Consider the following 25,344-nt stretch of genomic DNA (forward strand, 5'->3'; position numbering starts at 1 on the left):
CGCCATGTCACTGTTGCAGATCAACAACCTGAACGTGCGCTTCGGCGACGTCAATGCCGTGCCCGTGGTGGACGGCCTGGACCTTGCGGTGGATGCCGGCGAGATCCTCGCCATCGTCGGCGAGTCCGGCTCGGGCAAGTCGGTCACGATGATGGCCCTGATGGGCCTGATCGACGCACCCGGGCGCATCACCGCCGATGTGCTCAACTTCGACGGCACCGATATGCTCAAGCTCAGCGGCCGGCAACGTCGCAAGGTGGTGGGCAAGGACATCGCCATGGTCTTCCAGGACCCGATGACCGCCCTGAACCCCAGCTACACCGTGGGCTACCAGATTGAGGAAGTGCTGCGCCAACACCTCGGGCTCAAGGGCAAGGCCGCTCGCCAGCGCGCCCTGGAGCTGCTCAAGAAGGTCGAGATCCCGGCCGCCGAAAGCCGCCTGGACGCCTACCCCCATCAGCTCTCCGGCGGCATGAGCCAGCGCGTGGCGATCGCCATGGCCATCGCCGGCGAACCCAAGCTTTTGATCGCCGACGAGCCGACCACCGCCCTGGACGTGACCATTCAGGCGCAGATCATGGAGCTGCTGGTGAACCTGCAGAAGGAGCGCAACATGGCGCTCATTCTCATCACCCACGACCTGGCCGTGGTCGCCGAGACCGCCAAGCGCGTCTGCGTGATGTACGCAGGGCAAGCGGTGGAGGTGGGCCAGGTGCCGGAACTGTTCGACATCCCCGCCCACCCCTACAGCGAAGCCTTGCTGGCGGCCATCCCCGAGCACAGCATCGGTGCCGAACGCCTGGCCACCTTGCCCGGCATCGTCCCCGGCCGCTACGACCGGCCCAAGGGCTGCCTGCTGTCGCCGCGCTGCCCCTACGTGCAGGAAAACTGCCGTCAGCAGCGCCCTCCTCTAGATCCCCAGGCGCACAGCCTGGCACGTTGCTTCTACCCGCTGAACCAGGAGGTGGCGTGATGACCGTCGTCCTATCCGCCCGTGAACTGACCCGTCACTACGAAGTCTCCCGCGGCCTGTTCAAGGGCCATGCGCTGGTGCGCGCGCTCAATGGCGTGTCGTTCGAGCTGGAGGCCGGCAAAACGCTGGCCGTGGTCGGCGAGTCCGGCTGTGGCAAGTCCACCCTGGCCCGTGCGCTCACCCTGATCGAAGAGCCGTCCTCCGGCTCCCTGCAGATCGCCGGCACCGAAGTGAAAGGCGCCAGCAAGGCCGAACGCAAGCAGTTGCGCCGTGACGTGCAGATGGTCTTCCAGAGCCCCTATGCCTCGCTCAATCCGCGCCAGAAGATCGGCGACCAGCTGGCCGAGCCGCTGCTGATCAACACCGCCTTGAGCAAAGCCGAGCGCCGCGAGAAAGTGCAGAAGATGATGGAGCAGGTCGGCCTGCGTCCCGAGCACTACCAACGCTACCCGCACATGTTCTCCGGTGGCCAGCGTCAGCGCATCGCCCTGGCCCGGGCGATGATGCTGCAGCCGAAGGTGCTGGTGGCCGACGAGCCGACCTCGGCCCTGGACGTGTCGATCCAGGCCCAGGTGCTGAACCTGTTCATGGACCTGCAGAAGGAGTTCAACACCGCCTACGTGTTCATCTCCCACAATCTCGCGGTGGTGCGCCATGTGGCCGACCAAGTGCTGGTGATGTACCTAGGCCGCCCGGCGGAGATGGGGCCGAAGGAGGACATCTACGAAAAACCTTTGCACCCCTACACCCAGGCCCTGCTGTCGGCGACCCCGGCCATCCACCCAGACCCGCTCAAGCCGAAGATCCGCATTGCCGGTGAACTGCCCAACCCGCTCAACCCACCGGATGGCTGCGCCTTCCACAAGCGTTGCCCCTATGCTATCGAGCGCTGTGCCAAGGAAGTGCCGGCGCTGCGCCAGGTGAGCACACGGCAGGTGGCGTGCCATTATGCCGAGCAGTTCCTCTAGCACCTTCATCGCGGGGCAAGCCCGCTCCCACAGAACAACGCATACTGTTTGATTTTGCGGGCCTTGTGGGAGCGGCGGTGCGGCGGTCCCACAGGGGGACCAACGCTTGCCCCGCGATGGCGCCGGCAACGCCTGCCCTGGCCTTGTCACCCACGCCCGGCCAGGGCACTATCCCGCCATGACCCTCGCCGACACCCCCGAGCAAACCCCGCTCACCGCCGACACCGTGCTGCGCTACCACCTCTGCTGGAAGCACCGCGATCTCGACGGCGTCATGGCGCTCTACCACCCGGACATCCAGTACCACGACTTCTTTCAGAACCGCGTACTCGGCTTCGATGAGCTGCGCGACTATGTGCGCGCCAGCCTGCCCCATGCCGCTGGTGAGGACATCGTCCACAGCGACCGCATCCGCGTGGACGGCTGCACTGCCTTCATCCAGTACCAGGTCACGGTCCAGGGCGGCGACGGGCTGGTGGCGTTCCAGTCCAGCGAAGCGATCACCGTCAAGGACGGGCTGATCTGGCGCATCAACGAGTACGCCACCCTGGTACGCCGCGATGCCAAAGGCTCCGACCGCAGCAACCCACGACCGGCTACCAGCCGCCTTGGCCTGTCGCCCCGCCAGTTGTCGACCATGGCCCAGGACCTGGAACATTACTTCCAGCGCCAGCGCCCCTACCTCGACCCGGAGCTGGACCTGCAGCAGGTCGCCGAAGCCAGCGGCTACAGCCGCAACCAGATCTCCTACCTGCTCAACCAGGTGCTAGGGCAGAGCTTCTACCGCTACGTCAACCAGGCGCGCCTGCAGCACCTGCTGGCCAGCCTGGACGACAGCTGCACGCACATGCCGGTCGATGACCTGGCCTTCGCCGCCGGCTTCAATTCGCTCTCGGCGTTCTACAAGTGCTTTCGCGAACACACAGGGTTATCGCCCAAAGCCTATGTGAAGCAAATTTCCCTGCGTGCACGCACGTAGGACAGCCGCCACCCCGCCCCACTAGGATCGCCACAGACCTTTTATGGATGTGGAGCCGCAGCACCATGCAACCCTGGCGCACGATCAGCCTCTGGATGGACCAGCTCGACGACCCCCTCTGCGCACGCCCGGCCCTGGGCCAGGACCTGACGGTGGACGTGTGCATCATCGGTGCCGGCTACACCGGGCTGTGGACGGCCTACTACCTCAAGCGCCAGGCGCCGCACCTGAGCATCGCGGTGATCGACGCCCATATCGCAGGCTTCGGCGCCTCCGGGCGCAACGGCGGGTGGCTGATGGGCAACCTGCTGGGCGAAGACCGCATGCTCGCCAGCCTTTCGCCGCAGCAACGTCGTGCCAGCATCGACCTGCTGCATGCGATCCCCGATGAAGTCCAGGGCGTGCTGCAGCGCGAGGGCATCGACTGCGATTATCGCAAGGGCGGCGTGCTCTATTGCGCGGCCCGCTACCCCGAACAGGAGCGCAGCCTGCGCGCCTATCTGGACGGCCTGTACCGCCAGGGCATGACCGCGGACGACTACCGCTGGCTGGGCCCGGAGCAGCTCGGCGCCCAATTGCGGGTCAGCAATGCCTATGGCGCGATCTTCAGCCCCCACACCGCGACCATCCAGCCCGCCAAGCTGGTCCGGGGCCTGGCGCGCGTGGTCGAAGGCCTGGGCGTTGCTCTCTACGAGAACACCCCCGCCATCGACTGGCGCCCCGGCGAAGTGCGCACGCCACAGGCCACGATCCGCAGCCATTGGGTGGTGCCGGCAGTGGAAGGCTACGCCGCCAGCCTGCCGCCTTTGGGCCGTCATCAGTTACCTGTGCAAAGCCTGCTGGTGGCGACCGAGCCGTTACCGGAGTCGACCTGGGCGAGCATCGGCCTGAGTCAGGGCCAGGCCTTCAGCGAAAGCAGCCGCCAGGTCACCTATGGCCAGCGCACCGCCGATAACCGCCTGGTGTTTGGAGCCCGTGGCGGCTACCGCTTCGGCGGGCGACTGCGGGAAGACTTCAGCCTCACCGATGCCGAGATCGCCCTGCGCCGCTACCTGTTCAGCGAGCTGTTCCCACAACTCAAGGACGTGCGCATCACCCATTCGTGGGGCGGCAACCTGGGCATGGCCCGACGCTTCCACCCGCACATGCTGTGCGACCGCCAACGTGGCATCGCCCTGGCCGGCGGCTATGGCGGCGAAGGTGTCGGTGCCACCAACCTGGGCGGACGCACCTTGGCCGCGTTGATTCTCGACCAGCACAACGCCCTGACCGCACAGCCCTGGGTGTACGACAACCGCCCGCTGTCGAGCCTGGCCAGCTGGCCACCCGAGCCCTGCCGATGGCTGGGCTACAACGCGATCATTCGAAGCTTCGTGCATGAAGACCAGACCTTGGCCAACCCTGCCCGCGCGCCCTGGCGCAGGCACCTGGCCAGCAGCCTTGCCGACTTCATGGAAGGCTTCATGCGCTGATTCCCCTTCATCGCCACAGAGGATCCACCCCCATGAGCATCACCCAGTTCAAGCACACCGACAGCGCCATCCTGGGCAGCTCCACCCCGGTCGCCGTCCCTCTCGGCGAGCCGGTCGCGGTCACTTCGACGACCTGCGTCGAACGCAACGACGGCGTCGAGACCGGCATCTGGGAATGCACGCCCGGGCGCTGGCGGCGACAGATCGTGCAGCAGGAGTTCTGCCACTTCGTCAAAGGCCGCTGCACCTTCACCCCCGACGGGGGCGAGCCCTTGCAGATCGAAGCCGGAGACGCCCTGATGCTACCGGCCAACAGCACCGGTACCTGGGACATCCAGGAGACGGTGCGCAAGACCTACGTGCTGATTTTCTGATTCACCACTCGCCTGCCGCCCTTCGATAACAACAAACCAAGCAAGGTATACCGGACATGCGCACGCTTCTTCTCGCCCCCCTGATGCTCGCCGCCTGCGCGGCCCATGCCAGCGACTCGGTGAAGATCTACAACTGGTCCAGCTACATCGCCCCCGATACGCTCAAGCAGTTCCAGCAAGCCACCGGCATCGTGCCCACCTACGATGTGTTCGACAGCAACGAGACCCTCGACGGCAAGTTGATGACCGGTAATTCCGGTTACGACGTGGTATTTCCCTCCAACCATTTCATGGCCCGGCAAATCCAGGGCAAGGCGCTGAAAAAGCTCGACAGAAGCCAGCTGCCCAACTGGCACAACCTCAACCCGGTGCTGCTCAAGGCCCTGGAAGTGAACGACCCGGGCAACCAGTACGGCTTCCCATACCTGTGGGGCAGCACCGGCATCGGCTACAACATCGACAAGGTCAAGGCCGTGCTTGGCGACAACGCCCCGGTGGATTCCTGGGACCTGATCTTCAAGCCCGAGTACATTTCCAAGCTCAAAAGCTGCGGCGTCGCCGTGCTGGACAACGGGCCCGAGCTGCTACCGATCGCGCTGCATTACCTGGGCCTGCCGCATCACAGCCGTAACCCGGCCGACTACGACAAGGCCAAGGCGCTGCTGATGCAGGTGCGCCCCAACATCAGCTACTTCCATTCGTCCAAGTACATAGGCGACCTGGCCAATGGCGATGTATGCGTGGTAGTGGGGTTCTCGGGCGATGTGCTGCAGGCGAAGAACCGCGCCGAGGAGGCGCACAACGGGGTGAAGGTGGGCTATTCGATACCCAAGGAAGGCGCACCGCTGTGGTTCGACATGGTGGCCATGCCGGCCGACGCGCCGGACGAGAAGGCCGCCTATGCCTACATGAACTACCTGTTGCAACCGCAGGTGATGGCCAGCATCAGCGACCACGTGCAGTACGCCAACGGCAACCTCAAGGCCGACCCTCTGGTGGATCCGCAGCTCAAGGCCAACAGCATGATCTACCCCAGTGACGAGGTGCTGGGCAAGCTGTATGCCTTGGAGGCGATGCCGGCGAAGATCGACCGGATCAGGACGCGGATGTGGACCAGCATCAAGGCCGGGAATTGACGGCCCTGTAGAGCCTCATCGACCCCATCGCCGGCAAGCCGGCTCCCACAAAGAGGTTTGTGCCATACCTGTGGGCCGGCTTGCCGGCGAGGGGCCAGATCATAAGGTCCAGACCTGGCGCCAGGGATCAATGGTGCTCGCGGGTAGCGCGGAAGGTCACATCCGGCCAGCGCTCTTCCATCAGCGACAGGTTGACCCGGGTCGGCGCCAGGTAAGTCAGGTGGCCGCCGCCATCGATGGCCAGGTTCTCCATGGCCTTGTTCTGGAATTCCTCGAGCTTCTTCTTGTCGTCGCAGCTGATCCAGCGTGCCGACCAGACGGTGATCGGCTCGTAGGCGCACTCGACCTTGTACTCTTCCTTCAGGCGGCTGGCGACCACGTCGAACTGCAGCACACCGACCGCACCGAGGATGATGTCGTTGCTGCGCTCGGGGAAGAACACCTGGGTCGCGCCCTCTTCGGCCAGCTGCTGCAGGCCCTGACGCAGTTGCTTGGACTTGAGCGGGTCCTTCAGGCGCACGCGGCGGAACAGTTCCGGGGCGAAGTGCGGAATGCCGGTGAAGCCCAGCGCCTCGCCTTCGGTGAAGGTGTCGCCGATCTGGATGGTGCCGTGGTTGTGCAGGCCGATGATATCGCCGGCATAGGCTTCCTCGAGCTGTTCACGCTCGGAGGAGAAGAAGGTCAGCGCGTCGCCGATGCGCAGGTCCTTGCCCAGGCGCACGTGGCGCATTTTCATGCCCTTTTCGTACTTGCCCGAGCAGATGCGCATGAAGGCGATACGGTCGCGGTGCTTGGGGTCCATGTTCGCCTGGATCTTGAACACGAAACCGGTGAATTTTTCCTCGACGGGCTCGACGGTCCGCTCGTGGGCGACGCGGCCCAGCGGGCGCGGCGCCCAGTCGACGACAGCATCGAGCACATGGTCGACACCGAAGTTGCCAAGCGCGGTACCGAAGAACACCGGGGTCAGCTGGCCGTTGATGAACTCTTCCTGGTTGAATTCATGGCAAGCGCCCTGCACCAGCTCCAGCTGCTCGACGAACGCGTCGTACTGGTCACCCAGGTGCGCGCGGGCTTCGTCGGAGTCGAGCTTCTCGATGATCTTGGCTTCGGTGCGCTCGTGGCCGTGGCCCGGGGTATAGACCACGATGTAGTCGCCGGTCAGGTGATACACGCCCTTGAAGTCACGGTAGCAACCGATCGGCCAGGTGATCGGCGCGGCCTTGATCTTCAGCACCGCCTCGATCTCGTCGAGCAGTTCGATCGGGTCGCGGATGTCCCGGTCGAGCTTGTTGATGAAGCTGACGATGGGCGTGTCGCGCAGGCGGCACACGTCCATCAGGGCGATGGTACGCGGCTCTACGCCTTTACCGCCGTCGAGCACCATCAGCGCCGAGTCCACCGCGGTCAGGGTGCGGTAGGTGTCTTCGGAGAAGTCCTCGTGGCCGGGGGTGTCGAGCAGGTTGATCATGTGCTCGCGATACGGGAACTGCATCACCGAGGTGGTGATGGAGATGCCGCGCTGCTTCTCCATTTCCATCCAGTCGGAGGTGGCGTGGCGGTCGGACTTGCGCGACTTCACGGTACCGGCAACGGCAATCGCCTTGCCCATCAGCAAGAGCTTCTCGGTGATGGTCGTCTTACCGGCGTCGGGGTGGGAAATGATTGCGAAAGTGCGGCGCTTCGCGACTTCGGCGGCCTGGTTGGTCATGGGAAATCGCCTGACTGGGGTTCAAAAAGGGGCAGTATCATACCTGAAGTCGAGCCGCCGGCCAAAATCCGACGAATCGCTGGGGCCGCTTCGCGCCCCTATTCGCGGCACAAGGCCGCTCCTACAGGTACGGTGCAATCCTGTAGGAGCGGCCTTGTGCCACAAAAGGGCCGCAGAGCGGCCCAGCTCGTCATCAGAACCCTACACTGGCCTGCACATAGAACGTACGCGGCTCGCCTACATACAGCCCGGCGTTGTTGTCGCTGGAGCGGGTGTAATACTGCTTGTCGAAGAGGTTCTTCACCCCCGCCGCCACCTTGAGGTTCGACGCCTGCGGCCCGAAGTCGTACCCGCCGCGCACATGCCAGGTCACGTAGCCCGGAATATCGCCGTACTGCCCGTCGGCACTCGGCTCGGTGATGTAGTCGCCGTTGAAGCTGCCATCGGAATTGATCCCGGTCCCCGGCGCGCGCTGCTTGGATTGGGCATAGGCGTCGAGGTTCCAGGTCCAGCGGTTGATCTCGTAGCGCAGGCCGGCAGTGGCAACCTGGCGCGAGTAGAACGGCAGGTCGCGGCCCTTGAAGCCCGGGATCTCGCCTTCATAGGTCGCACGGGTATAGGTGTAGCCGGCATTGGCCGACAGCCCTTGCAGGCGCGGGTCGAGGCCGGACAGGTCATAGCGTACCGAGGCCTCGATGCCCTGGTGCTTGGTAGCGCCCAGGTTGGTCCAGCCCACATCGTTGCTGATGTACTGCAACTCGTCGTCGAAGTCGATGTAGAACGCCGTCAGCTCACCGGCCCAGTCGCCGTTGTCATAGCGCGTACCGATCTCGTAGGTCTTGGCCTTTTCCGGCTCCAGGCCATTGGCCGTGCTGTTGCCAGTCCCGCCCTGGCCGAGCTGGAAATACTGCAGGCTGCCGAAGGATGTCTCGTAGTTGGCGAACAGCTTCCAGGCGTCGGAAAGGTGGTACATCACGCTCAGCGCCGGCAGCGGCTCGTTGCTGGTGATGCTGCGCTTCTTCTCCGCCACCGGGCTACCATTGGCCCCGATCACCGGGCGGTCACGCCAGTCAGTGTTGATGTGCTCGAAGCGGATGCCCGGCGTGATGGTCCAGTTGCCGACATCGATCTTGTCGTCGATGTAGTAGGCGCTGGCCTCGGTACCACCGCTGCGGTCCTGGAACACATGGCCATCGGAGCCTGGTACCGGCGTGGGCACGTTGTCGACCAGCCCCAGGCGGGTCGACTGCTCGCGCATGGCCTCCTTCAGGTAGCGATAGCCAACGCTGACTTCCTGGGTGGTGGGGCCGGCGAAGAAGATGCGCGACACGCGCGGCTCGATGGCGAAGGTGTGATAGTTGCGCGGGTACGACGACAGCGTCTTCATGTCCCGCGAGGCGATGGAGCTGCCGCGGAAACTGTCGGTGTAGTAGGTCAGCACCTCGAACTGCGTCGCATCGTCGATCTGGCGCTGCCACTTGAACGACACGTCCTTGCGCCGGCCGGCGAAGTAGTCATAGTCGCGCACCGACTGGAAGGGGTCCTGGTCGAACTGGGCCTGGGTCAGGCCGCCGGGCATGTCGGCGCGGCCATCGTAGTAATGGAAGTTGAGCCAGAACTCGTCGCTGTCGGTAGGCGCCCAGTGGGTCTTGAGCATGACATCGTCGATATCGTTGTCGTTGTTGCTGCTGCGGTAACCGTCGCCATTGACGCCGGTGTACAGCAGCGCCACGCCCATACCGTTGTCGGCGGTGCCGCCGACGAAGGCCGACTCGGTGTGCTTCCAACCGCCATGCTGGGAGGTTTCCAGGGTGGTGGACAATTCACCGGAGGCCTTCTCGGGGATCGCCCGGGTGACGAAGTTGATCACCCCTCCGACGTTCTGCGGGCCATAGCGTACAGAGCCTGCACCGCGCACCACGTCGATGCTGTCCAGGTTGCCTGAGGAAATCGGTGCCATGGACAACTGCGGCTGGCCATAGGGCGCGAAGGCCGCCGGGATCCCATCTATCAGCACGGTCGAGCGCGGCGACAGGCGTGAGGTCAGGCCGCGCACGCCGACGTTCAGCGACAGGTCGCTGCCACCGGTGCCGTTGGAGTCCTGCACCTGCACGCCGGGGATGCCGCGCAGCACGTCACGCACATTCATCGCACCCTTCTCCACCATGGCCTCACGACGCACCACGGTGCGCGCGCCGGGGTGGTTCTGCACCACGCTCTGCTCAGCATCGCCCAGCCAGTCGCCCACCACCTTGATATCGGTGGGCGCCAGCTCCAGGCTGCCGGTGGTGAGCGAGCCGGCGGCCTGGGCCGGCTTGACCACTACGGTGTCCTGGGACATTTCATACGTCAGCCCACTGCCCAGCAGCAACTGCTGCAGGGCCTGTTCCGGCGCCAGGTCGCCCGACACCGCAGGGGCCTGCTTGCCCGCCACCAGCTCGGGGCTGAAGAACAGTTGCAGACGGGTTTGCTGGCCGAGCTGACTCAAGGCCGAGGCCAACGGCTGGGCCTGGATCTGGATGGCCGCCAGGGCTTGCTCGGCATGAGCGTTGGCAGTGGCGGCGCTGACCGCCAGGGCCAGGGCGAGAATGCGAAAACGCTGGAAGGGCTTGTTGTTGTTCACGTCGTCGAAAGATCCTGAAAAACGGGATAAACGCCAACCGCACGCAAATGGAAATGCTTGGCAGTTGCAGCTGGCGAGGAAGACGAACGAGCGGAAAAAAACCTGAATCTATTTCGAAATAATTTCGCTGGAGCCGTCAGGGTGGGCCTTGATCGCCACCGGCAGGATGCTCGGCAGGGCCCGCAGCAGAGCGTCGGTGTCATCGATATTGAAGGTGCTGGAAAGCCTGAGCCCAGCCACCTTGCCCGGGGCGACACGAAGCGGCCGGGCCCGGTAGCGGGACACTTCGGCGACCACCTCGGCCAGGGTGGCATCGTCGAACACCAGTTTGCCCTGGCGCCAAGCGGTCAGGGCCGCGGCGTTCACCGGGTAGGGTTGGGCCACCTGCCCCTGCGCGCCGATGTGCGAGCCCAGGCCCGCCGTCAGTTGCGCCAGCGAACCCGAAGCCCCTTGCACCCGCACGGCGCCCTGCTCGACTGCCACCCGGGTCTGGCCAGGGTCCAGGCGTACATCGAAACGGGTACCGGTCACGGTGACCTTGCCCTGGGCAGTTTCCACCACGAACGGCCGGGTGCTGTCGTGGGCAACGTTGAACATCACCTCGCCAGCTTCGAGCACGACCTGCCGCTGGCCCGCGCTGAAACGCACACCCAGGCGGGTGCCGCCGTTCAGCTCGAGCCGCGAGCCATCCGGCAGCTCGACCTGGCGGCGCTCACCCAGGGCCGTCTGCAGGTCCTGTCGATGATGCTCGCGTTGGTATTGCCAGCCGCGCCAGCCCAGCCCCAGGGCGGCGATGCCCACGCTCGCAGCCAGGGCCTGCTGTAGGAAGCGCCGACGCGGTAATTGCCTGACCGGGGCAGGTTCGCACAGCGCCTGGAGCCGCTCGCGGGGAATTCGGTCTGCGGCCAGCCATAACCGGCCGAGCAGCTCGTATTCCTCACGGTGGCGCGGGTCGGCGTCTAGCCAATGCTGCAACTGCGCCCGCACGTGGTCATCTGCAGGCCCATCGTTGATGCGGGCGAACCACGCGGCGGCTTGTTCACGCACGTCCAGGGCGCCGGGCTGTTTCATGCAAAGGGTCTCCTGACTCATCTGGTCGACACATCCAGGTGCTCACGCAGATGCCGGAGCGTGCGGATCATATACTTTTCGACCATGTTCTTGCTCAGCCCCATGCGCTCGGCGATCTCGGCCTGGCTCAGCCCCTCGAGCTTCTGCCAGACGAACACCCGCCGGCAATTGACCGGCAGCTCGGCCAAGGCCCGCTCGACGCAGTCGGCCAGCTCCAGGGCGTGTACATAGGCTTCGGGGTCACCATTGCCTGCGTGGCCGGCGTCGAACATCCCTTCTTCCAGGGCTTGGCGTCGGTCGTCACGGCGGTAGCCGTCCACGGCGATATTGCGGGCCGTCTGGTGCAGGTAGGCGCGCGGCTGCTCGACGGCCTGGCGTGGGTTTTCCAGCACCCGCACGAAGGCATCATGGGCGAGGTCCTCGGCCTGGGGGCGGCTGCGCAGTTTGCGTGTCCAGGTGCCGATCAGCTCGTGGTAGTGGTCGAGGAAGCCTTTGGGTCCGGACACAGTCGGTCATCAGGGAGGCGGAGAAGGCTGCGAATAGTAATGCTTCTCATCAAGCACAGCAAATCCGTCAGTCGGTAACAAAAAATTTATGCCTTTTTACCGGCACAGGCGTACCAGACGAATGTGGCCATAAATATGAACACCTCCGGCTTTTTCGCCGGTAAACCTGTGCCCACGGGAGCCTTGAAAACCCTGTGGGATCGGGTTTACCCGCGAGCGGGCAATCACTCTCCATTCCACAATTTTTTACGCCTTCCAACCCCTGGGGAACATCAGCCGGTCACATGAGTCGGTTATTCCATGAGCTGGTCGTCGATCCGCGGCCAACACGCCGGGATTGCCTGTTGATCTTGCTTTGTTCACGCCCTAAAGTGCGCGCCGAACGTCCATGCTGGAAACGATCCATCCGGCTCAAGTACTGACGACGAGACAGCAAGGTCACCCGCCGCTCCGCTTCACGGGCACGGTTGACCTTTTTGCTTTCGGCGACATGCCTTGGGAAGTAGGCGAACCAAAGTGGGGATACGGAGGACGTTCAGTTTGTTGCCACTTACATTTTCAGTTTGCCCATGGAGTCCCTCAGCATGTCGATCCAGGTCGAAGATTATTTCGCGCGCGAAACCTTCCAGAAGATGAAGGCGTTCGCCGACAAGCAGGAAACCCCGTTCGTACTCATCGATACCCAGATCATCAGCCAGGCCTACGATGACCTGCGCGCCGGTTTCGAGTTCGCCAAGGTGTACTACGCCGTCAAGGCGAACCCGGCGGTCGAGATCATCGACCTGCTCAAGGACAAGGGCTCGAACTTCGACATCGCTTCGATCTACGAGCTGGACAAGGTGATGAACCAGGGTGTCAGCGCCGACCGCATCAGCTACGGCAACACCATCAAGAAGTCCAAGGACATCCGCTACTTCTACGAGAAGGGCGTGCGCCTGTACGCCACCGATTCCGAGGCTGACCTGCGCAACATCGCCAAGGCCGCCCCGGGTTCGAAGGTGTACGTACGTATCCTCACCGAAGGCTCCACCACCGCCGACTGGCCGCTGTCGCGCAAGTTCGGTTGCCAGACCGACATGGCCATGGACCTGCTGATCCTCGCCCGCGATCTGGGCCTGGTGCCGTACGGCGTGTCGTTCCACGTGGGCTCCCAGCAGCGCGACATCAGCGTCTGGGACGCGGCTATCGCCAAAGTGAAGGTGATCTTCGAGCGCCTGAAGGACGAAGACGGCATCGAACTGAAGATGATCAACATGGGTGGCGGCTTCCCGGCCAACTACATCACCCGCACCAACAGCCTGGAAACCTACGCCGAGGAAATCATCCGCTTCCTCAAGGAAGACTTCGGCGATGACCTGCCGGAAATCATCCTCGAGCCGGGCCGCTCGTTGATCGCCAACGCCGGCATCCTGGTCAGCGAAGTGGTGCTGGTGGCGCGCAAGTCGCGCACCGCGGTAGAGCGCTGGGTATACACCGACGTGGGCAAGTTCTCCGGCCTGATCGAAACCATGGACGAAGCCATCAAGTTCCCGATCTGGACCGAGAAGAAAGGCGAGATGGAAGAAGTGGTCATCGCCGGCCCCACCTGCGACAGCGCCGACATCATGTACGAGCACTACAAGTACGGCCTGCCGCTGAACCTGGCCATCGGCGACCGCCTGTACTGGCTGTCGACCGGCGCCTACACCACCAGCTACAGCGCGGTGGAGTTCAATGGTTTCCCGCCGCTGAAGGCGTTCTACCTGTAAAGCAGAGCGGGGCCGCTTCGCGCCCCATCGCGGGACAAGCCCGCTCCTACAGAGGATCGCGTCTCCCTGTAGGAACGGGCTTGTCCCGCGATGGGGCACGCAGCGGCCCCGTTTCTCCATCATGCCGATCAGCGGCGTCGGTACTGGTCGAACCTGACGAACTCCGGCACGTTCACCTCCCGCACGTCCATCCGCTTCGCGGGACAAGCCCGCGCTTGCTAGGGCCGGGCTGTGGGGAGCGTCGGGTCAGGCCGCGCGCGTGTCCAGTTCGGCGGCATAGGCCGCAGCATGCTCCGCCAACATCGGCCCTGCGCCGAGCAGCGTGGCCAAGGCGCTGCGCAGGAAGTTCAGGTTGCCTTCGCTGCGTGCGCGCTCCAACCAAGGGCCTGCCTCGGACATCTGCCCTCGTTCGATGAGGACCATCGCCAGGCTGAACATCCCACGAAAATCCCCAGCCTCGGCCGAACGCCGATACCAGCGCATGGCACGCGCCGGGCTGGCGGCCGTGGCGATTCCCTGTTCCAGGTAACGCCCGTACAGGTTCATCGACTTGGCGTGGCCCATGTGCGCGGCTTTCTCATAGCAGGCCAACGCCTGCGCCTGGTTGGTCTTCACGCCGCGCCCGGTCGCCAGGAGGTTGCCCAGGTTGTAGAGCCCCCAATCCAGGCCGGCGTCGGCCGCGTGCGCATAATGGATGGCCGCCTGCGCAAGGCTGACCTCGCCTCCCCAGCCGTGCTCCAGGCAACGCCCCAACATGTTGTGCCCCATGGCGCTGCCACCCTGGGCAGCGATACCGAACCACTGCCGTGCCAGCACCGGGTCGCGCTCGATGCCGCGCCCATCGAGCAGAATCTGCCCCAGCAGCAACTGGGCCTGCACCACGCCCTGCCCTGCAGCTGCCAGGATCGCTTGGGCAGCCTTGCCGGGGCTGTCTTCGAGCATGGCCTGCAAGTCGGCGGTATCGACGATTTCCTCGCGATGCAACGGATAGGACACGGCTCAGACCTCGGCCCAACGGCGCAGCAGGTTGTGGTAGGTACCGGTCAGTTGCAACAGCGAGGGGTGATCGGGCACGTCGGCGGTCAATTGCTGGATGGCGTTGTCCATCTCGAACAGCAGGGCCCGCTGGCTGTCCTCGCGCACCAGGCTCTGGGTCCAGAAGAACGCCGCATAGCGCACACCGCGGGTCACCGGGTTGACCTTGTGCAGGCTGGTGCCGGGGTACAGCACCATGTCGCCGGCCGCAAGCTTCACCTGCTGTGTGCCGAAGGTGTCCTGGATCACCAGCTCGCCGCCGTCGTAGCTGTCCGGATCGCTCAGGAACAGGGTCGAGGACAGGTCGGTGCGCACCCGCTCCGGGCTGCCCTTGGGCTGGCGCAGTGCGTTGTCGATATGGAAATCGAAATTACCGCCTTCGCGGTAGCAATTGATCAACGGCGGGAACACCTTGTGCGGCAAGGCCGCGGACATGAACCGAGGGTTGCGCCACAGACGGTCGATCAGGGCGCTGCCGATCTCCTTGGCCAGCGCATGCCCCTCGGGCAACTGCAGGTTGTGCTTGGCCTTGGCCGACTGGTAGCCCGCCGTGACCTTGCCGTCGGCCCAGTCGGCCTGCTCCAGCGCCTCGCGGATGCGGGACAGCTCGTCGGCGTCGAACAGGCCGGGAATGTGAAGCAGCATGGTGGCGCACCTGGAATGAGGAAAGTCGCCAATGATATTGATTAACTTTTACGCCCTACAAGCCCCACTCGCCGCTTCCGACGTTTCAGCCACCCAAAACCGTAAAGAGAAATTGTAAAGATTGTAAATTCCTCACGAATGTTAACGGTTCTCAATTGTTAGTCACAATTGCTTACATTAAGATCCGCGCACTTCATACCTTGGGGAAGGTTCATCGAAATGCGTCACGTGCCATCTGCTGTGAGTTCACCACGTCTGCTTGCCTCTGCCATTGGCGTGGCGATTACTGCTTCTTCGGTCACCCAATTTGCCCAAGCCGCGGAACAGCCAGAAGGCGTCGTTTCCCTGGATGCGACCAGTGTCAACGCGGTACAAGAAACCACCAGCTACAAGACCGATACTGCCACCTCGAAGAAATACACTGCGCCGCTGCGCGAGACACCCAAGAGCGTGACGGTCATCCCTCAACAAGTCATTCGAGATACGGCTGCTACAAGCCTGGTTGATGCCTTGCGTACCACACCCGGCATCACCTTTGGCGCTGGCGAAGGTGGCAACCCTGCAGGGGATCGTCCAATCATTCGTGGCTTCAACGCCGAAAGCGACGTATTCGTTGACGGCATGCGCGACGTGGCGTCGCAAAGCCGTGAAATCTTCAACGTCGAATCGATCGAAGTCAGCAAAGGCCCGGGCTCTGCATTCACCGGCGCCGGCTCCACGGGCGGCAGTCTGAACCTGGTGACCAAAACCGCCAAGCTCGGTGACGCCTACAACGGTGGTTTCACCTGGGGCTCCGATCAGACCAAGCGCACCACACTGGATCTGAACCAACAGCTGACCGACACTTCGGCCTTTCGCCTGAACCTGATGAAACATGAGGCTAATGTCGCAGGTCGAGACGATGTGGATGTCAGCCGTTGGGGGGTTGCGCCTTCCTTTGCGTTCGGCTTGGGTACCGACACCCGTGTGACGGTTGGTTATTACCATCTCAAGACCGATGACATGCCGGACTACGGCATTCCGCTGAACCGCAGCGCCAACCGCAGCAAATACAATGTCGACAAACCGGCCCACGTCGATCGCGACAATTTCTACGGCCTGAATGGCCGCGATTACCGCAAGACCACCAACGACAGCGGTACGATCAAGATCGAGCACGACTTCAACGAGAATCTGACGCTGTCCAACAGCTTCCGCATGTCGCGCTCGACTCTCGACTACATTGTCACCAACCCAGACGATAGCAAGGGCAACGTTGCCGATGGGACCGTCTATCGCGCAACCAAGAACCGGAACTCGACCTCCAAAGGCTGGGTCAACCAGACCGACCTGAGCGCCAAGTTCAATACCGGCTTCATCGAGCACAGCCTGGTCACCGGCTTGGAGTTCACCTACAGCGATACCCATAATCGCGGATACGACATCAAGTCCGCTGCAGGTACGGGCACCAAGTGCACCCCTGCCCTGCTGGCTTCCGGTGACTGCACCAGCCTCTATGACCCGTCTCCAGATGACGCTTGGTCCGGTACCATCACCGACAGCAAGGCCTATACCGACACCGATACCAAGACCAGTGCTGCGTATGTCTTCGATACCCTCACATTCAATGACCAATGGTCGCTGAACATGGGCCTGCGCTATGACGACTACCAGACCAAGTCAAGCGGCTACGCCAATGCCGGCCGAAATGGCCCAGCGGGCAACTTCTCGCGCGAGAACAATGCCCACCTGTGGAACTACCAACTGGGTGTGGTCTACAAACCGCTGCCCAACGGTAGTATCTATGCGGCCTGGTCGACTTCCAGCAACCCATCGGGCGAAACTGCCGGCAACGGTGGTCTGGACTTGGCCAATAACAATAGCAACCTCGATCCGGAACGTAACCGCAACTACGAGATCGGTACGAAGTGGGACTTCTTCGACGAAAACCTGTCGTTGACCGCAGCCCTGTTCCGCACGGACAAGACCAACGCTCGAGTCACTGACCCAGACAACGCCACGTATCAGGTGCTCGATGGTGAGCAGCGCGTCCAAGGTCTTGAGTTGACCTATGCCGGTAACCTGACGAGCAAGTGGAAGGTTTATGGCGGCTACACCTACATGGAAAGCGAGATCGTCAAGACCACTACGCCGGCAAACAAAGGCAACCACATGCCGAGCACACCGCGTAACAACTTCACCTTCTGGTCTACCTACGACGTCGTTCCGCAGTTGACCATCGGTGCGGGTGCTACGTTCGTGGACTCGCGCTTTGGCGACGAGGCCAATTCGGTCGAGGTTCCGTCTTACTGGCGTTACGACGCGATGGCGACCTATCGCCTGACCAAGAATGTCGACCTGCAGCTCAACGTGCAGAACCTGACCGACAAGCGTTACTTCGACCAGGTATTCGCGCCCCACTACGCCCATGTAGCACCCGGACGTACTGCCCTGATGAGCGCCAACTTCCACTTCTGATACATAGCTCGACAAAAGCCCCGCCCATTCCGATGTGCGGGGCTTTCGCGTACCAAGGCATAATGCACACCGCGCCCTGCCCGGCGCCGAGACAAGGTGATCGATGTGGTGAAGAAGTCGCTGTTCCAATTGCACTGGTTCTTTGGCATCACCGCCGGCCTGGTGCTGGCACTGATGGGCGTCACCGGCGCGCTCTATTCGTTCCAGGACGAGCTGCTGCGCCTGCTCAACCCGCACGCGCTCCAGGCCGAGGTGCGCAAGGAAGGCGTGCTGCCACCGGCCGAACTGGTACGCAGAGTCGAGGCGGCCCAGGGCGACAAGGTGGCGATGCTTTGGGTCGATACCCGTGACGGCAATGCCGCACGCATCTTCTTCACGCCTCCGCCTGGCGAGCGCCGCGGCGAGCTGCGCTATGCCGACCCGTACACGGGCGAGCTCAAGGGCGAAGTGGCCGGGCTGGGCTTCTTCAACCTGATGTTGCAGCTGCATCGCTTCCTGGCCATGGGCGACACCGGCCGGCAGATCACCGGCGCTTGCACCTTGATGTTGATTTTCTTCTGCCTCTCCGGCCTGTACCTGCGCTGGCCGCGGCAGGCTCTGAACTGGCGCACCTGGCTGACCTTCGACTGGGCCAAGAAAGGCCGCGCCTTCAATTGGGACCTGCACGCGGTGGCCGGTACCTGGTGCCTGCTGTTCTACCTGCTGTTCGCCCTTACCGGCCTGTTCTGGTCCTACGAATGGTACCGCGAAGGCCTGAATAAGCTGCTGGCCGACGCACCGGCTGCCGGCCAACAGCACAAACGTGGCGAAGGCCGCGGGCGCCACGGCCCGCAAAAAGTGGACAAGAACGCGCCGCCATTGGTGGTCGACTACGACGCGATCTGGGCCAACCTCAAGGACGCCGCAGGCCCCGGCCTGGCCATGTACAACTTGCGTCTGCCACCGGTTGGCGGCCAGCCGGCCAACCTGTTCTACCTCCTGGCCGATGCCGACCACCCACGTGCGTTCAACACCTTGGTGCTGGACCCGGCCACCGGCCAGGTCAAACGCCACGACCGCTACACCGACAAATCCTTCAAGGCCCAGCTGCTGCAGAGCGTCTACGCCCTGCATGTCGGCGAATACTTCGGCCTGCCAGGGCGCATCATCGTCACCCTCGCCAGCCTCACCATGCCGCTGTTCTTCGTCACCGGCTGGCTGTTGTACCTCGATCGCCGCCGCAAGAAACGCCAAGTCCAAGCAGCTCGCGGCAGCGTCGCACCCGCTGCCACGGGCGCAGACGGCTGGCTGATCGGCTTCGCCAGCCAAAGCGGTTTCGCCGAGCAACTGGCCTGGCAGAGCGCCGGGCAACTGCAGGCGGCTGGCCTGCCGGTGCAGGTGCGCCCGCTGGCCGAGCTGGGCGAGGCCGAGCTGCGCCAAGCCAGGCGAGCGTTGTTCGTGGTCAGCACCTTCGGCGACGGCGAAGCACCCGACAGCGCGCGCACTTTCGAACGCAAGGCCCTGGGCCAGCCGTGGGCGCTGGACAACCTCAGCTATGCGGTACTGGCCCTGGGCGACCGCCAGTATCCGCACTTCTGCGGCTTCGCCCGCAGGCTTCAGGCCTGGCTGGCCGAACGCGGCGCCACCCGCGCCTTCAGCCCGGTGGAAGTGGACAACGCCGACCAGGGCGCGCTGCAACAATGGCAGCGAGAGCTGGCACAACTGACCGGCGCCCAGCCGATCGACGCCTGGCAACCGCAGAGCTTCGCCAACTGGACCCTGCGCCAGCGAACCTTGCTCAACCCTGGCAGCCAGGGCGCGCCGGTCTACCTGCTCGGCCTGCAGCCACAAGCCCCCCAGACCTGGGAAGCCGGTGACCTTGTGGAGGTGCTGCCGCGCAATGGCCAGCCACGCGTCGATGCCCTGCTTGCTGGCCTGGGCCTGGATGCTGATACGCCCGTCCAACTCGACGGCCTGAGCGAACCGCTCGGGCAGGCCCTGGCCAGCCGCCAATTGCCGAAAAGCCGCGAACACCTGGTGGGCTTGCATGCCCAGGCCCTGGTCGATGCCCTGATCCCCATCACGGCCCGGGAATATTCCATTGCCTCGATCGCCAGCGACGGCGTGCTGGAGCTGATCGTGCGCCAGGAACGGCACCCAGACGGCACCCTGGGCCTGGGCTCGGGTTGGCTGACCGAGTACCTGCCCGTGCACGGCAACGTCGGCGTGCGCCTGCGGCGCAACAGCGGCTTCCACCTACCCGATGCCCCGGCACCTATGATCCTGGTGGGCAACGGCACGGGCCTGGCCGGCCTGCGCAGCCTGCTCAAGGCGCGCATCGCCGAGGGCGAGCAACGCAACTGGCTGCTGTTCGGCGAACGCAACCGGGCCCATGACCTGTTGTGCGCTGACGAGCTACACGCGTGGCTGGCCAAGGGTGACCTGCAGCGGTTGGACCTGGCGTTTTCGCGGGACCAGGCGCAGAAGGTGTATGTGCAGGATGTGTTGATGCAGCAGGCCGAGACGCTCAAGCGCTGGGTAGCCGATGGGGCATGCATTTATGTCTGCGGCAGCTTGAAAGGCATGGCAGCCGGTGTAGACGCAGCGCTCAACGGCATCCTCGGGAGTGAAGTGGTACAGCAGCTGATCGAGGATGGGCGGTATCGACGGGATGTGTATTGATCAGGCACCCCTTTCGCGGCACAAGACCGCTCCTACAGGAGCCCGCGATCCCCTGTAGGAGCGGCCTTGTGCCGCGATGGGCTGCGAAGCAGCCCCTGGGTCTCAATGCAACTCGAAGGTATCGGCATCCAGGTTGGCCGGGAAGCGCGCCCGGTAGGCGGCCAGCTCCGCCGCACGCAGCACCACGGTGAACACCCCGTCGGCCTCGCCTGCGCTGAGCAGGCTCTCTCCCTGGAAGTCCAGTACCTGGCTGTCGCCCGAATAGGCAAAGCCCTTGCCATCGGTGCCCACCCGGTTCACCGCCGCCACGAAGCACAGGTTCTCGATGCCCCGCGCCGGCAACAGCCGGTTCCAGTGCTGGCGACGCGCGGCCGGCCAGTTGGCGGTATACAGCAGCAGGTCGGTATCCTGTGCGTCGCGGCTCCACACCGGGAAGCGCAGGTCGTAGCAGATCAGCGGGCGCACCCGCCAGCCCTTGAGTTCGAACTGCACCTGGCGCTCGCCTGGGGTGTAGTGCTTGTGCTCGCCGGCCATGCGGAACAGGTGGCGCTTGTCGTAGTGCAGGATCTCGCCATCGGGCCGGGCCCAGAGCAGGCGGTTGCGGTGGCTGCCATCAGCGGCCTGGATGATCACGCTACCGGTGATCACCACGTCATGCTTTTTCGCCTGGGCCTTGAGCCACTTGTAGGTCGGGCCGTTCTCAGGTTCGGCCAGGCGCTCCGACTCCATGGAAAAACCCGTGGTGAACATCTCGGGAAGAATCACCAGGTCCGCACCCTCGACCTGCGCCAGCAGTTCCTCGAAGTGGGCGTAGTTGGCCTCGCGGTCATGCCAGGCCAACGTCGTCTGTACCAGGGCGACTTTCAGGTTGGGCAGTTCACTCAGATCGCGCATAGTCTTTCCGCTGCCTGACGCAGCGTCTCCTCGCGTTTGGCAAAGCACAGGCGTACCAGGCGTTGCTCGGGAATGGGTTGCTGGTAGAACACCGAAACCGGGATGGTGGCCACGCCATGCTCACGGGTCAGCCACAGGGACATCTCGACGTCACCCAGGTCCGGGCGGATCTGCGAATAGTCCACCAGTTGGAAATAAGTGCCCGGCGTGCGGGTGAAGTTGAAACGCGAGCCCTGCAGCAGGTCGCAGAACAGGTCGCGCTTGGCCTGGTAGAAGCCCGGCAGCTCGTCGAGGTGCTCCGGGTGTTCGGCCATGAAGTCGGCCAGGGCACACTGCAAGGGGGTCACGCCGCAGAAGTTGACGTACTGGTGGACCTTGCGCAGCTCGACGCTCAATGCTGGCGGTGCGACCACATAGCCGGTCTTCCAACCGGTGACATGGTAGGTCTTGCCGAACGAACTGATCACGAACGCCCGGGCATACAGCTGCTCATGGGCCAGCACGCTGGCATGGCGCACCCCGTCGTAGACCAAGTGCTCGTAGACCTCGTCACTGACCAGGTAGATATCCCGGCCTTCGATCAGCCGCGCCAGTTGGTCCAGGTCCTCGCGGCTGATCAGCGCGCCACTGGGGTTGTGCGGTGAATTGAGGATGACCATGCGCGTGCGCGGGGTCAGGGCCTCGCTGAACTTTTGCCAGTCGATACGAAAATCGCCGTCGGTGAGCTGCACATGCACGCAGCGGCCACCGGCCAGCTCAACGGACGGCTCGTAGCTGTCGTAGGAGGGGTCGAAGACGATTACCTCGTCGCCAGCCTGGATCACCGCCTGGATGGCGCAGAAGATTGCCTCGGTGGCTCCGGGGGTGATGGTCACTTCCTGGTCGGCATCGACCTTGGCGCCATAGAGGCGGGCGATCTTGGCCGCCACCTGCTGGCGCAACGCCGGCAGGCCGGTCATCGGCGAATACTGGTTGTGCCCTGCCAGCACATGGCGGCAGACGGCATCGAGCAGCGCCTGGGGCGCGTCGAAGTCGGGGAAGCCCTGGGAGAGATTGAGCGCACCGGTCTGCACTGCCAACTGCGACATGGTGGTGAAGATGGTCGTGCCGACGTTCGGCAATTTGCTGCGGATCATGACGCCCTCTTTCCTGAACACTGCATTCGGCACGGGGTAGAGGCCGAGCATAGCGGATCGAGCGGTCAGGAAAAAGGTTGAAACAATATGGGACAGTGCTAGGCCCCAGGGGCGCTTCGCCCCCCTTTCGCGGCACAAGGCCGCTCCTACAGCGATCGCGTGACCTGTGTAGGAGCGGCCTTGTGCCGCGAAAGGGCCGCACAGCGGCCCCAGTACGGTGGCCTAGGCTTACTTGCGCTTGTCCTTGCGCTTCTTCTCGGCCTTCTTGTGGTGCGACATCAGGCGGCGCTTCTTGTTGACCTGGCGGTCGGTGAGGGTGTTCTTCTTGCCCTCGAACGGGTTGTCGCTGCCCTTGTACTCGATGCGGATCGGCGTGCCGACCAGCTTGAGCACCCGGCGGTAGGTGTTTTCCAGGTAGCGCGAGTAGGACCGTGGGATCTTGTCGGTCTGGTTGCCGTGGATCACGATCAGCGGCGGGTTCGCGCCACCGAGGTGGGCATAGCGCAGCTTGATCCGGCGGCCGTTGACCATCGGCGGCTGGTGCTCGCTGATGGCGTCCTCGAGGATCTGGGTCAGGCGGCTGGTCGGCCAACGGGTGACCGCCGACTTGAACGCGGCCTGCACCGACTTGTACAGGTGGCCCACGCCGGTGCCGTGCAGCGCGGAGATGAAGTGGATGTCGGCGAAGTCGACGAAGAACAGCCGGCGTTCCAACTCGGTCTTGACGTAGTCGCGCTCGCCCGGCTCCATGCCGTCCCACTTGTTCAAGGCGATGACGATGGCGCGGCCCGCCTCCAGGGCGAAGCCCAGCAGGTTCAAATCATGGTCGACCACGCCTTCGCGGGCGTCCATGACGAAGATCACCACGTTGGCGTCCTTGATCGCCTGCAGCGTCTTGACCACCGAGAACTTCTCGACTTCCTCGTGGATCTTGCCGCGCTTGCGCACCCCGGCGGTGTCGATGAAGGTGTACTTCTCGTCATCGCGCTCGAACGGGATGTAGATACTGTCGCGGGTGGTGCCCGGCTGGTCGTACACCACCACGCGCTCTTCGCCGAGCATGCGGTTGACCAGGGTCGACTTGCCGACGTTGGGGCGGCCAATGATGGCGATCTTGATGCCATCCTTCTCGCTCGGGCCAGGGATGCGCGTGGCCTCCTCGCCTTCGGCGACTTCCTCGTCGAGGGCTTCCTCGACCTTGTCGCGCGGGATATGGCCGAGCACGGCTTCCATCAGCGCGTTGATACCGCGTCCCTGGGAGCCGGCCACCGGAATGGCGTTGCCCATGCCCAAGGGCGAGAACTCCGCGCGGGCGACGTCCGCATCGATGTTGTCGATCTTGTTGGCGACCAGGATGGCTTCCTTGTTCCGCTTGCGCAGATGCTCGGCGATCATCTGGTCGGCGGCAGTCATGCCGGCGCGGGCGTCTACCAGGAACAGGACATAGTCGGCTTCCTCGATGGCCATCAGCGACTGCTCGGCCATCTTCTCGTCCATGCCCACTTCGTCACCGGTGATACCGCCGGTGTCGATCAGGATGTAGGAACGACCCTGCCAAGTGGCATCGCCGTACTGGCGGTCACGGGTCAGGCCCGACAGGTCACCGACGATGGCATCGCGGGTCTTGGTCAGGCGGTTGAACATGGTGGATTTGCCGACGTTCGGCCGTCCCACCAGGGCGATTACGGGAACCATGCGGCTCTCCACTCTTGAATTCTTGAAAATGCAAAGGCCGCTGCAAGGCAGCGGCCGGAGTTCGTGCGGCGCGTCGTGCGCCGCCGCTCGAGACCGAATGCGATCTCAAGCTTAGCTTCAGCGGATGGTCAATGCCTCGAGCTTGCCGCTGTTGCCGAAGACATAGATGGTGTCGCCGACCACCAGGGGCCGGGCGCGCAGGCCATCGCTGTCGATCTTCTCGCGGCCGACGAAGCGGCCATCGACCTGGCTGAGCAAGTGCAGGTAGCCTTCGAAGTCGCCCACCGCCACGTAGCTGGAGAACACCTCCGGTGCCGACAGCTGGCGGCGCGCCATGGCGTCGTTGCTCCACAGCGCGGTGGACGAACGCTCGTCGATGCTCTCGACGGTACCCGACGCCTCGCTGACGTAGACGTTGCCGAAGCCCTGGGCGACACCCACGTAGCTCGACGCATCGCGTTGCCACATGACACGGCCGCTTTCCAGGTCCAGGCCGGCGACGCGGCCTTGGTAGGTGCTCACATAGAGGGTGCCACCGGACAGCAGCAGGCCGCCGTCGATGTCGACCACGCGGTCCAGCTCGGAACGGCCCTGCGGGATGGCCACGCGGCTTTCCCACACCGGCACGCCGTTGCGGATATCCACGGCGATAACCTTGCCCGAGGACAGGCCGGCAACAGCCAGGCGGTTGGTCACGATCGGCGCGCCAGTGCCGCGCAGGGTCAGCACGGCCGGGGTATTCTCGTAGATCCACAGGCGGTCGCCGGTCGCGGCATCCAGGCCAATCAGGCGATCGTCCTGGGTCTGCACGACAACCACGTCGCCATTGTTGGCCGGTGGTGCCAGCACTTCGCTGGTCACCTGCGAACGCCAGCGCTCTTCACCGGTGCTGGCATCCAGGGCGATCACTTCCCCCTTGAGGGTGCCGAGCATGACCAGGCCGTAGCCAACGCCCACAGCGCCGGAGACCGGCAGGTCCAGGTCCTGCTTCCACACCACGTCGCCGTTGAGGCGGTCCAGGGCCATGACCCGGCCGTTGACGTCCGAGGCGTAGATACGGTCGTTCTCGATGGCCGGCACCAGGGTGTTGTAGGTCTCGCCCTGGCCGTCGCCGATCGAGCGGCTCCACTGTTTCTTGAGCACCACTTCCTCGGTGAACTTGGTCAGTTCGGCCGGGGGCAGTTCCTTCTTGCTGTTGCTGCTGCAACCTGCGGCCAGTACGGCCAGGGTCAGCACTGCTGCTTGTTTCCAACCGATCAC

19 protein-coding genes are annotated in these 25,344 nt (G+C 63.9%); 9 read left to right on the forward strand and 10 right to left on the reverse strand.

Features of this window, described 5'->3' with window-relative positions; translation table 11 throughout:
• Positions 1–4 precede the first annotated feature (4 nt).
• The 6 genes from IRZ56_RS03355 to IRZ56_RS03380 all read left to right on the forward strand — a co-directional run bounded on the left by IRZ56_RS03355 (position 5) and on the right by IRZ56_RS03380 (position 5,902).
• Entirely contained in the window at positions 5–973 is a 969-nt protein-coding gene (locus tag IRZ56_RS03355; protein WP_196143629.1) for an ABC transporter ATP-binding protein, read from the forward strand.
• The gene (locus IRZ56_RS03360; RefSeq protein ID WP_196143630.1) at positions 973–1,941 is read left to right on the forward strand and encodes a peptide ABC transporter ATP-binding protein; all 969 of its coding nucleotides are present in this window, start codon (positions 973–975) and stop codon (positions 1,939–1,941) included. Before IRZ56_RS03355 ends, IRZ56_RS03360 begins: the two co-directional genes overlap by 1 nt.
• Positions 1,942–2,119: 178 nt before the next feature.
• Complete coding sequence (locus IRZ56_RS03365) at positions 2,120–2,920, forward strand: AraC family transcriptional regulator (protein WP_196143815.1); 801 nt, start codon at positions 2,120–2,122, stop codon at positions 2,918–2,920.
• Positions 2,921–2,985: 65 nt separating this feature from the next.
• A complete protein-coding gene (locus IRZ56_RS03370; protein ID WP_196143631.1) occupies positions 2,986–4,392 on the forward strand; it encodes an NAD(P)/FAD-dependent oxidoreductase in 1,407 nt (468 codons plus the stop codon).
• A 32-nt stretch (positions 4,393–4,424) separates the two neighbouring features.
• A complete protein-coding gene (locus IRZ56_RS03375) occupies positions 4,425–4,766 on the forward strand; it encodes a cupin domain-containing protein (protein ID WP_196143632.1) in 342 nt (113 codons plus the stop codon).
• Between the two features lie 56 nt (positions 4,767–4,822).
• The gene (locus IRZ56_RS03380; protein WP_196143633.1) at positions 4,823–5,902 is read left to right on the forward strand and encodes a polyamine ABC transporter substrate-binding protein; all 1,080 of its coding nucleotides are present in this window, start codon (positions 4,823–4,825) and stop codon (positions 5,900–5,902) included.
• A 127-nt stretch (positions 5,903–6,029) separates the two neighbouring features.
• Here the strand turns inward: IRZ56_RS03380 and IRZ56_RS03385 are convergent, their stop codons facing one another.
• From IRZ56_RS03385 to IRZ56_RS03400, 4 genes are all read right to left on the reverse strand, one after another.
• Positions 6,030–7,613 carry a peptide chain release factor 3 gene (locus IRZ56_RS03385; RefSeq protein WP_196143634.1) on the reverse strand — a complete coding sequence of 528 codons (1,584 nt, stop codon included), beginning with the start codon at positions 7,611–7,613 and terminating at the stop codon, positions 6,030–6,032.
• 193 nt (positions 7,614–7,806) lie between these two features.
• A complete protein-coding gene (locus IRZ56_RS03390; RefSeq protein ID WP_196143635.1) occupies positions 7,807–10,236 on the reverse strand; it encodes a TonB-dependent receptor family protein in 2,430 nt (809 codons plus the stop codon).
• 108 nt (positions 10,237–10,344) lie between these two features.
• Positions 10,345–11,307 carry a FecR family protein gene (locus IRZ56_RS03395; protein WP_196143636.1) on the reverse strand — a complete coding sequence of 321 codons (963 nt, stop codon included), beginning with the start codon at positions 11,305–11,307 and terminating at the stop codon, positions 10,345–10,347.
• A gap of 17 nt (positions 11,308–11,324) precedes the next feature.
• Entirely contained in the window at positions 11,325–11,813 is a 489-nt protein-coding gene (locus tag IRZ56_RS03400) for an RNA polymerase sigma factor (protein ID WP_196143637.1), read from the reverse strand.
• A gap of 584 nt (positions 11,814–12,397) precedes the next feature.
• Here IRZ56_RS03400 and IRZ56_RS03405 point away from each other — a divergent pair.
• Positions 12,398–13,561, forward strand: a complete 1,164-nt coding sequence (locus IRZ56_RS03405) for a type III PLP-dependent enzyme (RefSeq protein ID WP_196143638.1) — start codon at positions 12,398–12,400, stop codon at positions 13,559–13,561.
• A gap of 246 nt (positions 13,562–13,807) precedes the next feature.
• Here the strand turns inward: IRZ56_RS03405 and IRZ56_RS03410 are convergent, their stop codons facing one another.
• A complete protein-coding gene (locus IRZ56_RS03410; RefSeq protein WP_196143639.1) occupies positions 13,808–14,557 on the reverse strand; it encodes a tetratricopeptide repeat protein in 750 nt (249 codons plus the stop codon).
• A 3-nt stretch (positions 14,558–14,560) separates the two neighbouring features.
• Entirely contained in the window at positions 14,561–15,241 is a 681-nt protein-coding gene (locus tag IRZ56_RS03415) for a Fe2+-dependent dioxygenase (RefSeq protein ID WP_196143640.1), read from the reverse strand.
• A gap of 219 nt (positions 15,242–15,460) precedes the next feature.
• Between IRZ56_RS03415 and IRZ56_RS03420 the strand changes: the two genes are divergently transcribed.
• Positions 15,461–17,698, forward strand: coding sequence for a TonB-dependent receptor (locus IRZ56_RS03420; protein ID WP_196143641.1), 2,238 nt, complete (start codon positions 15,461–15,463; stop codon positions 17,696–17,698).
• A 105-nt stretch (positions 17,699–17,803) separates the two neighbouring features.
• Positions 17,804–20,359: a PepSY domain-containing protein gene (locus IRZ56_RS03425; protein WP_196143642.1), complete on the forward strand. Its 2,556-nt coding sequence runs from the start codon at positions 17,804–17,806 to the stop codon at positions 20,357–20,359.
• Between the two features lie 102 nt (positions 20,360–20,461).
• Here the strand turns inward: IRZ56_RS03425 and IRZ56_RS03430 are convergent, their stop codons facing one another.
• The 4 genes from IRZ56_RS03430 to bamB all read right to left on the reverse strand — a co-directional run bounded on the left by IRZ56_RS03430 (position 20,462) and on the right by bamB (position 25,344).
• Positions 20,462–21,253, reverse strand: coding sequence for an amidohydrolase (locus tag IRZ56_RS03430; protein WP_196143643.1), 792 nt, complete (start codon positions 21,251–21,253; stop codon positions 20,462–20,464).
• Positions 21,241–22,389: a pyridoxal phosphate-dependent aminotransferase gene (locus tag IRZ56_RS03435; RefSeq protein WP_196143644.1), complete on the reverse strand. Its 1,149-nt coding sequence runs from the start codon at positions 22,387–22,389 to the stop codon at positions 21,241–21,243. Before IRZ56_RS03435 ends, IRZ56_RS03430 begins: the two co-directional genes overlap by 13 nt.
• 228 nt (positions 22,390–22,617) lie before the next feature.
• On the reverse strand, positions 22,618–24,084 hold the full coding sequence (gene der, locus IRZ56_RS03440; protein WP_196143645.1) for a ribosome biogenesis GTPase Der: 1,467 nt from the start codon (positions 24,082–24,084) through the stop codon (positions 22,618–22,620).
• A gap of 117 nt (positions 24,085–24,201) precedes the next feature.
• Complete coding sequence (gene bamB, locus IRZ56_RS03445; RefSeq protein WP_196143646.1) at positions 24,202–25,344, reverse strand: outer membrane protein assembly factor BamB; 1,143 nt, start codon at positions 25,342–25,344, stop codon at positions 24,202–24,204.

Origin of the sequence: Pseudomonas guariconensis (assembly GCF_015680235.1) — a bacterium.
In the GTDB taxonomy this organism is placed as follows: domain Bacteria; phylum Pseudomonadota; class Gammaproteobacteria; order Pseudomonadales; family Pseudomonadaceae; genus Aquipseudomonas; species Aquipseudomonas guariconensis_A.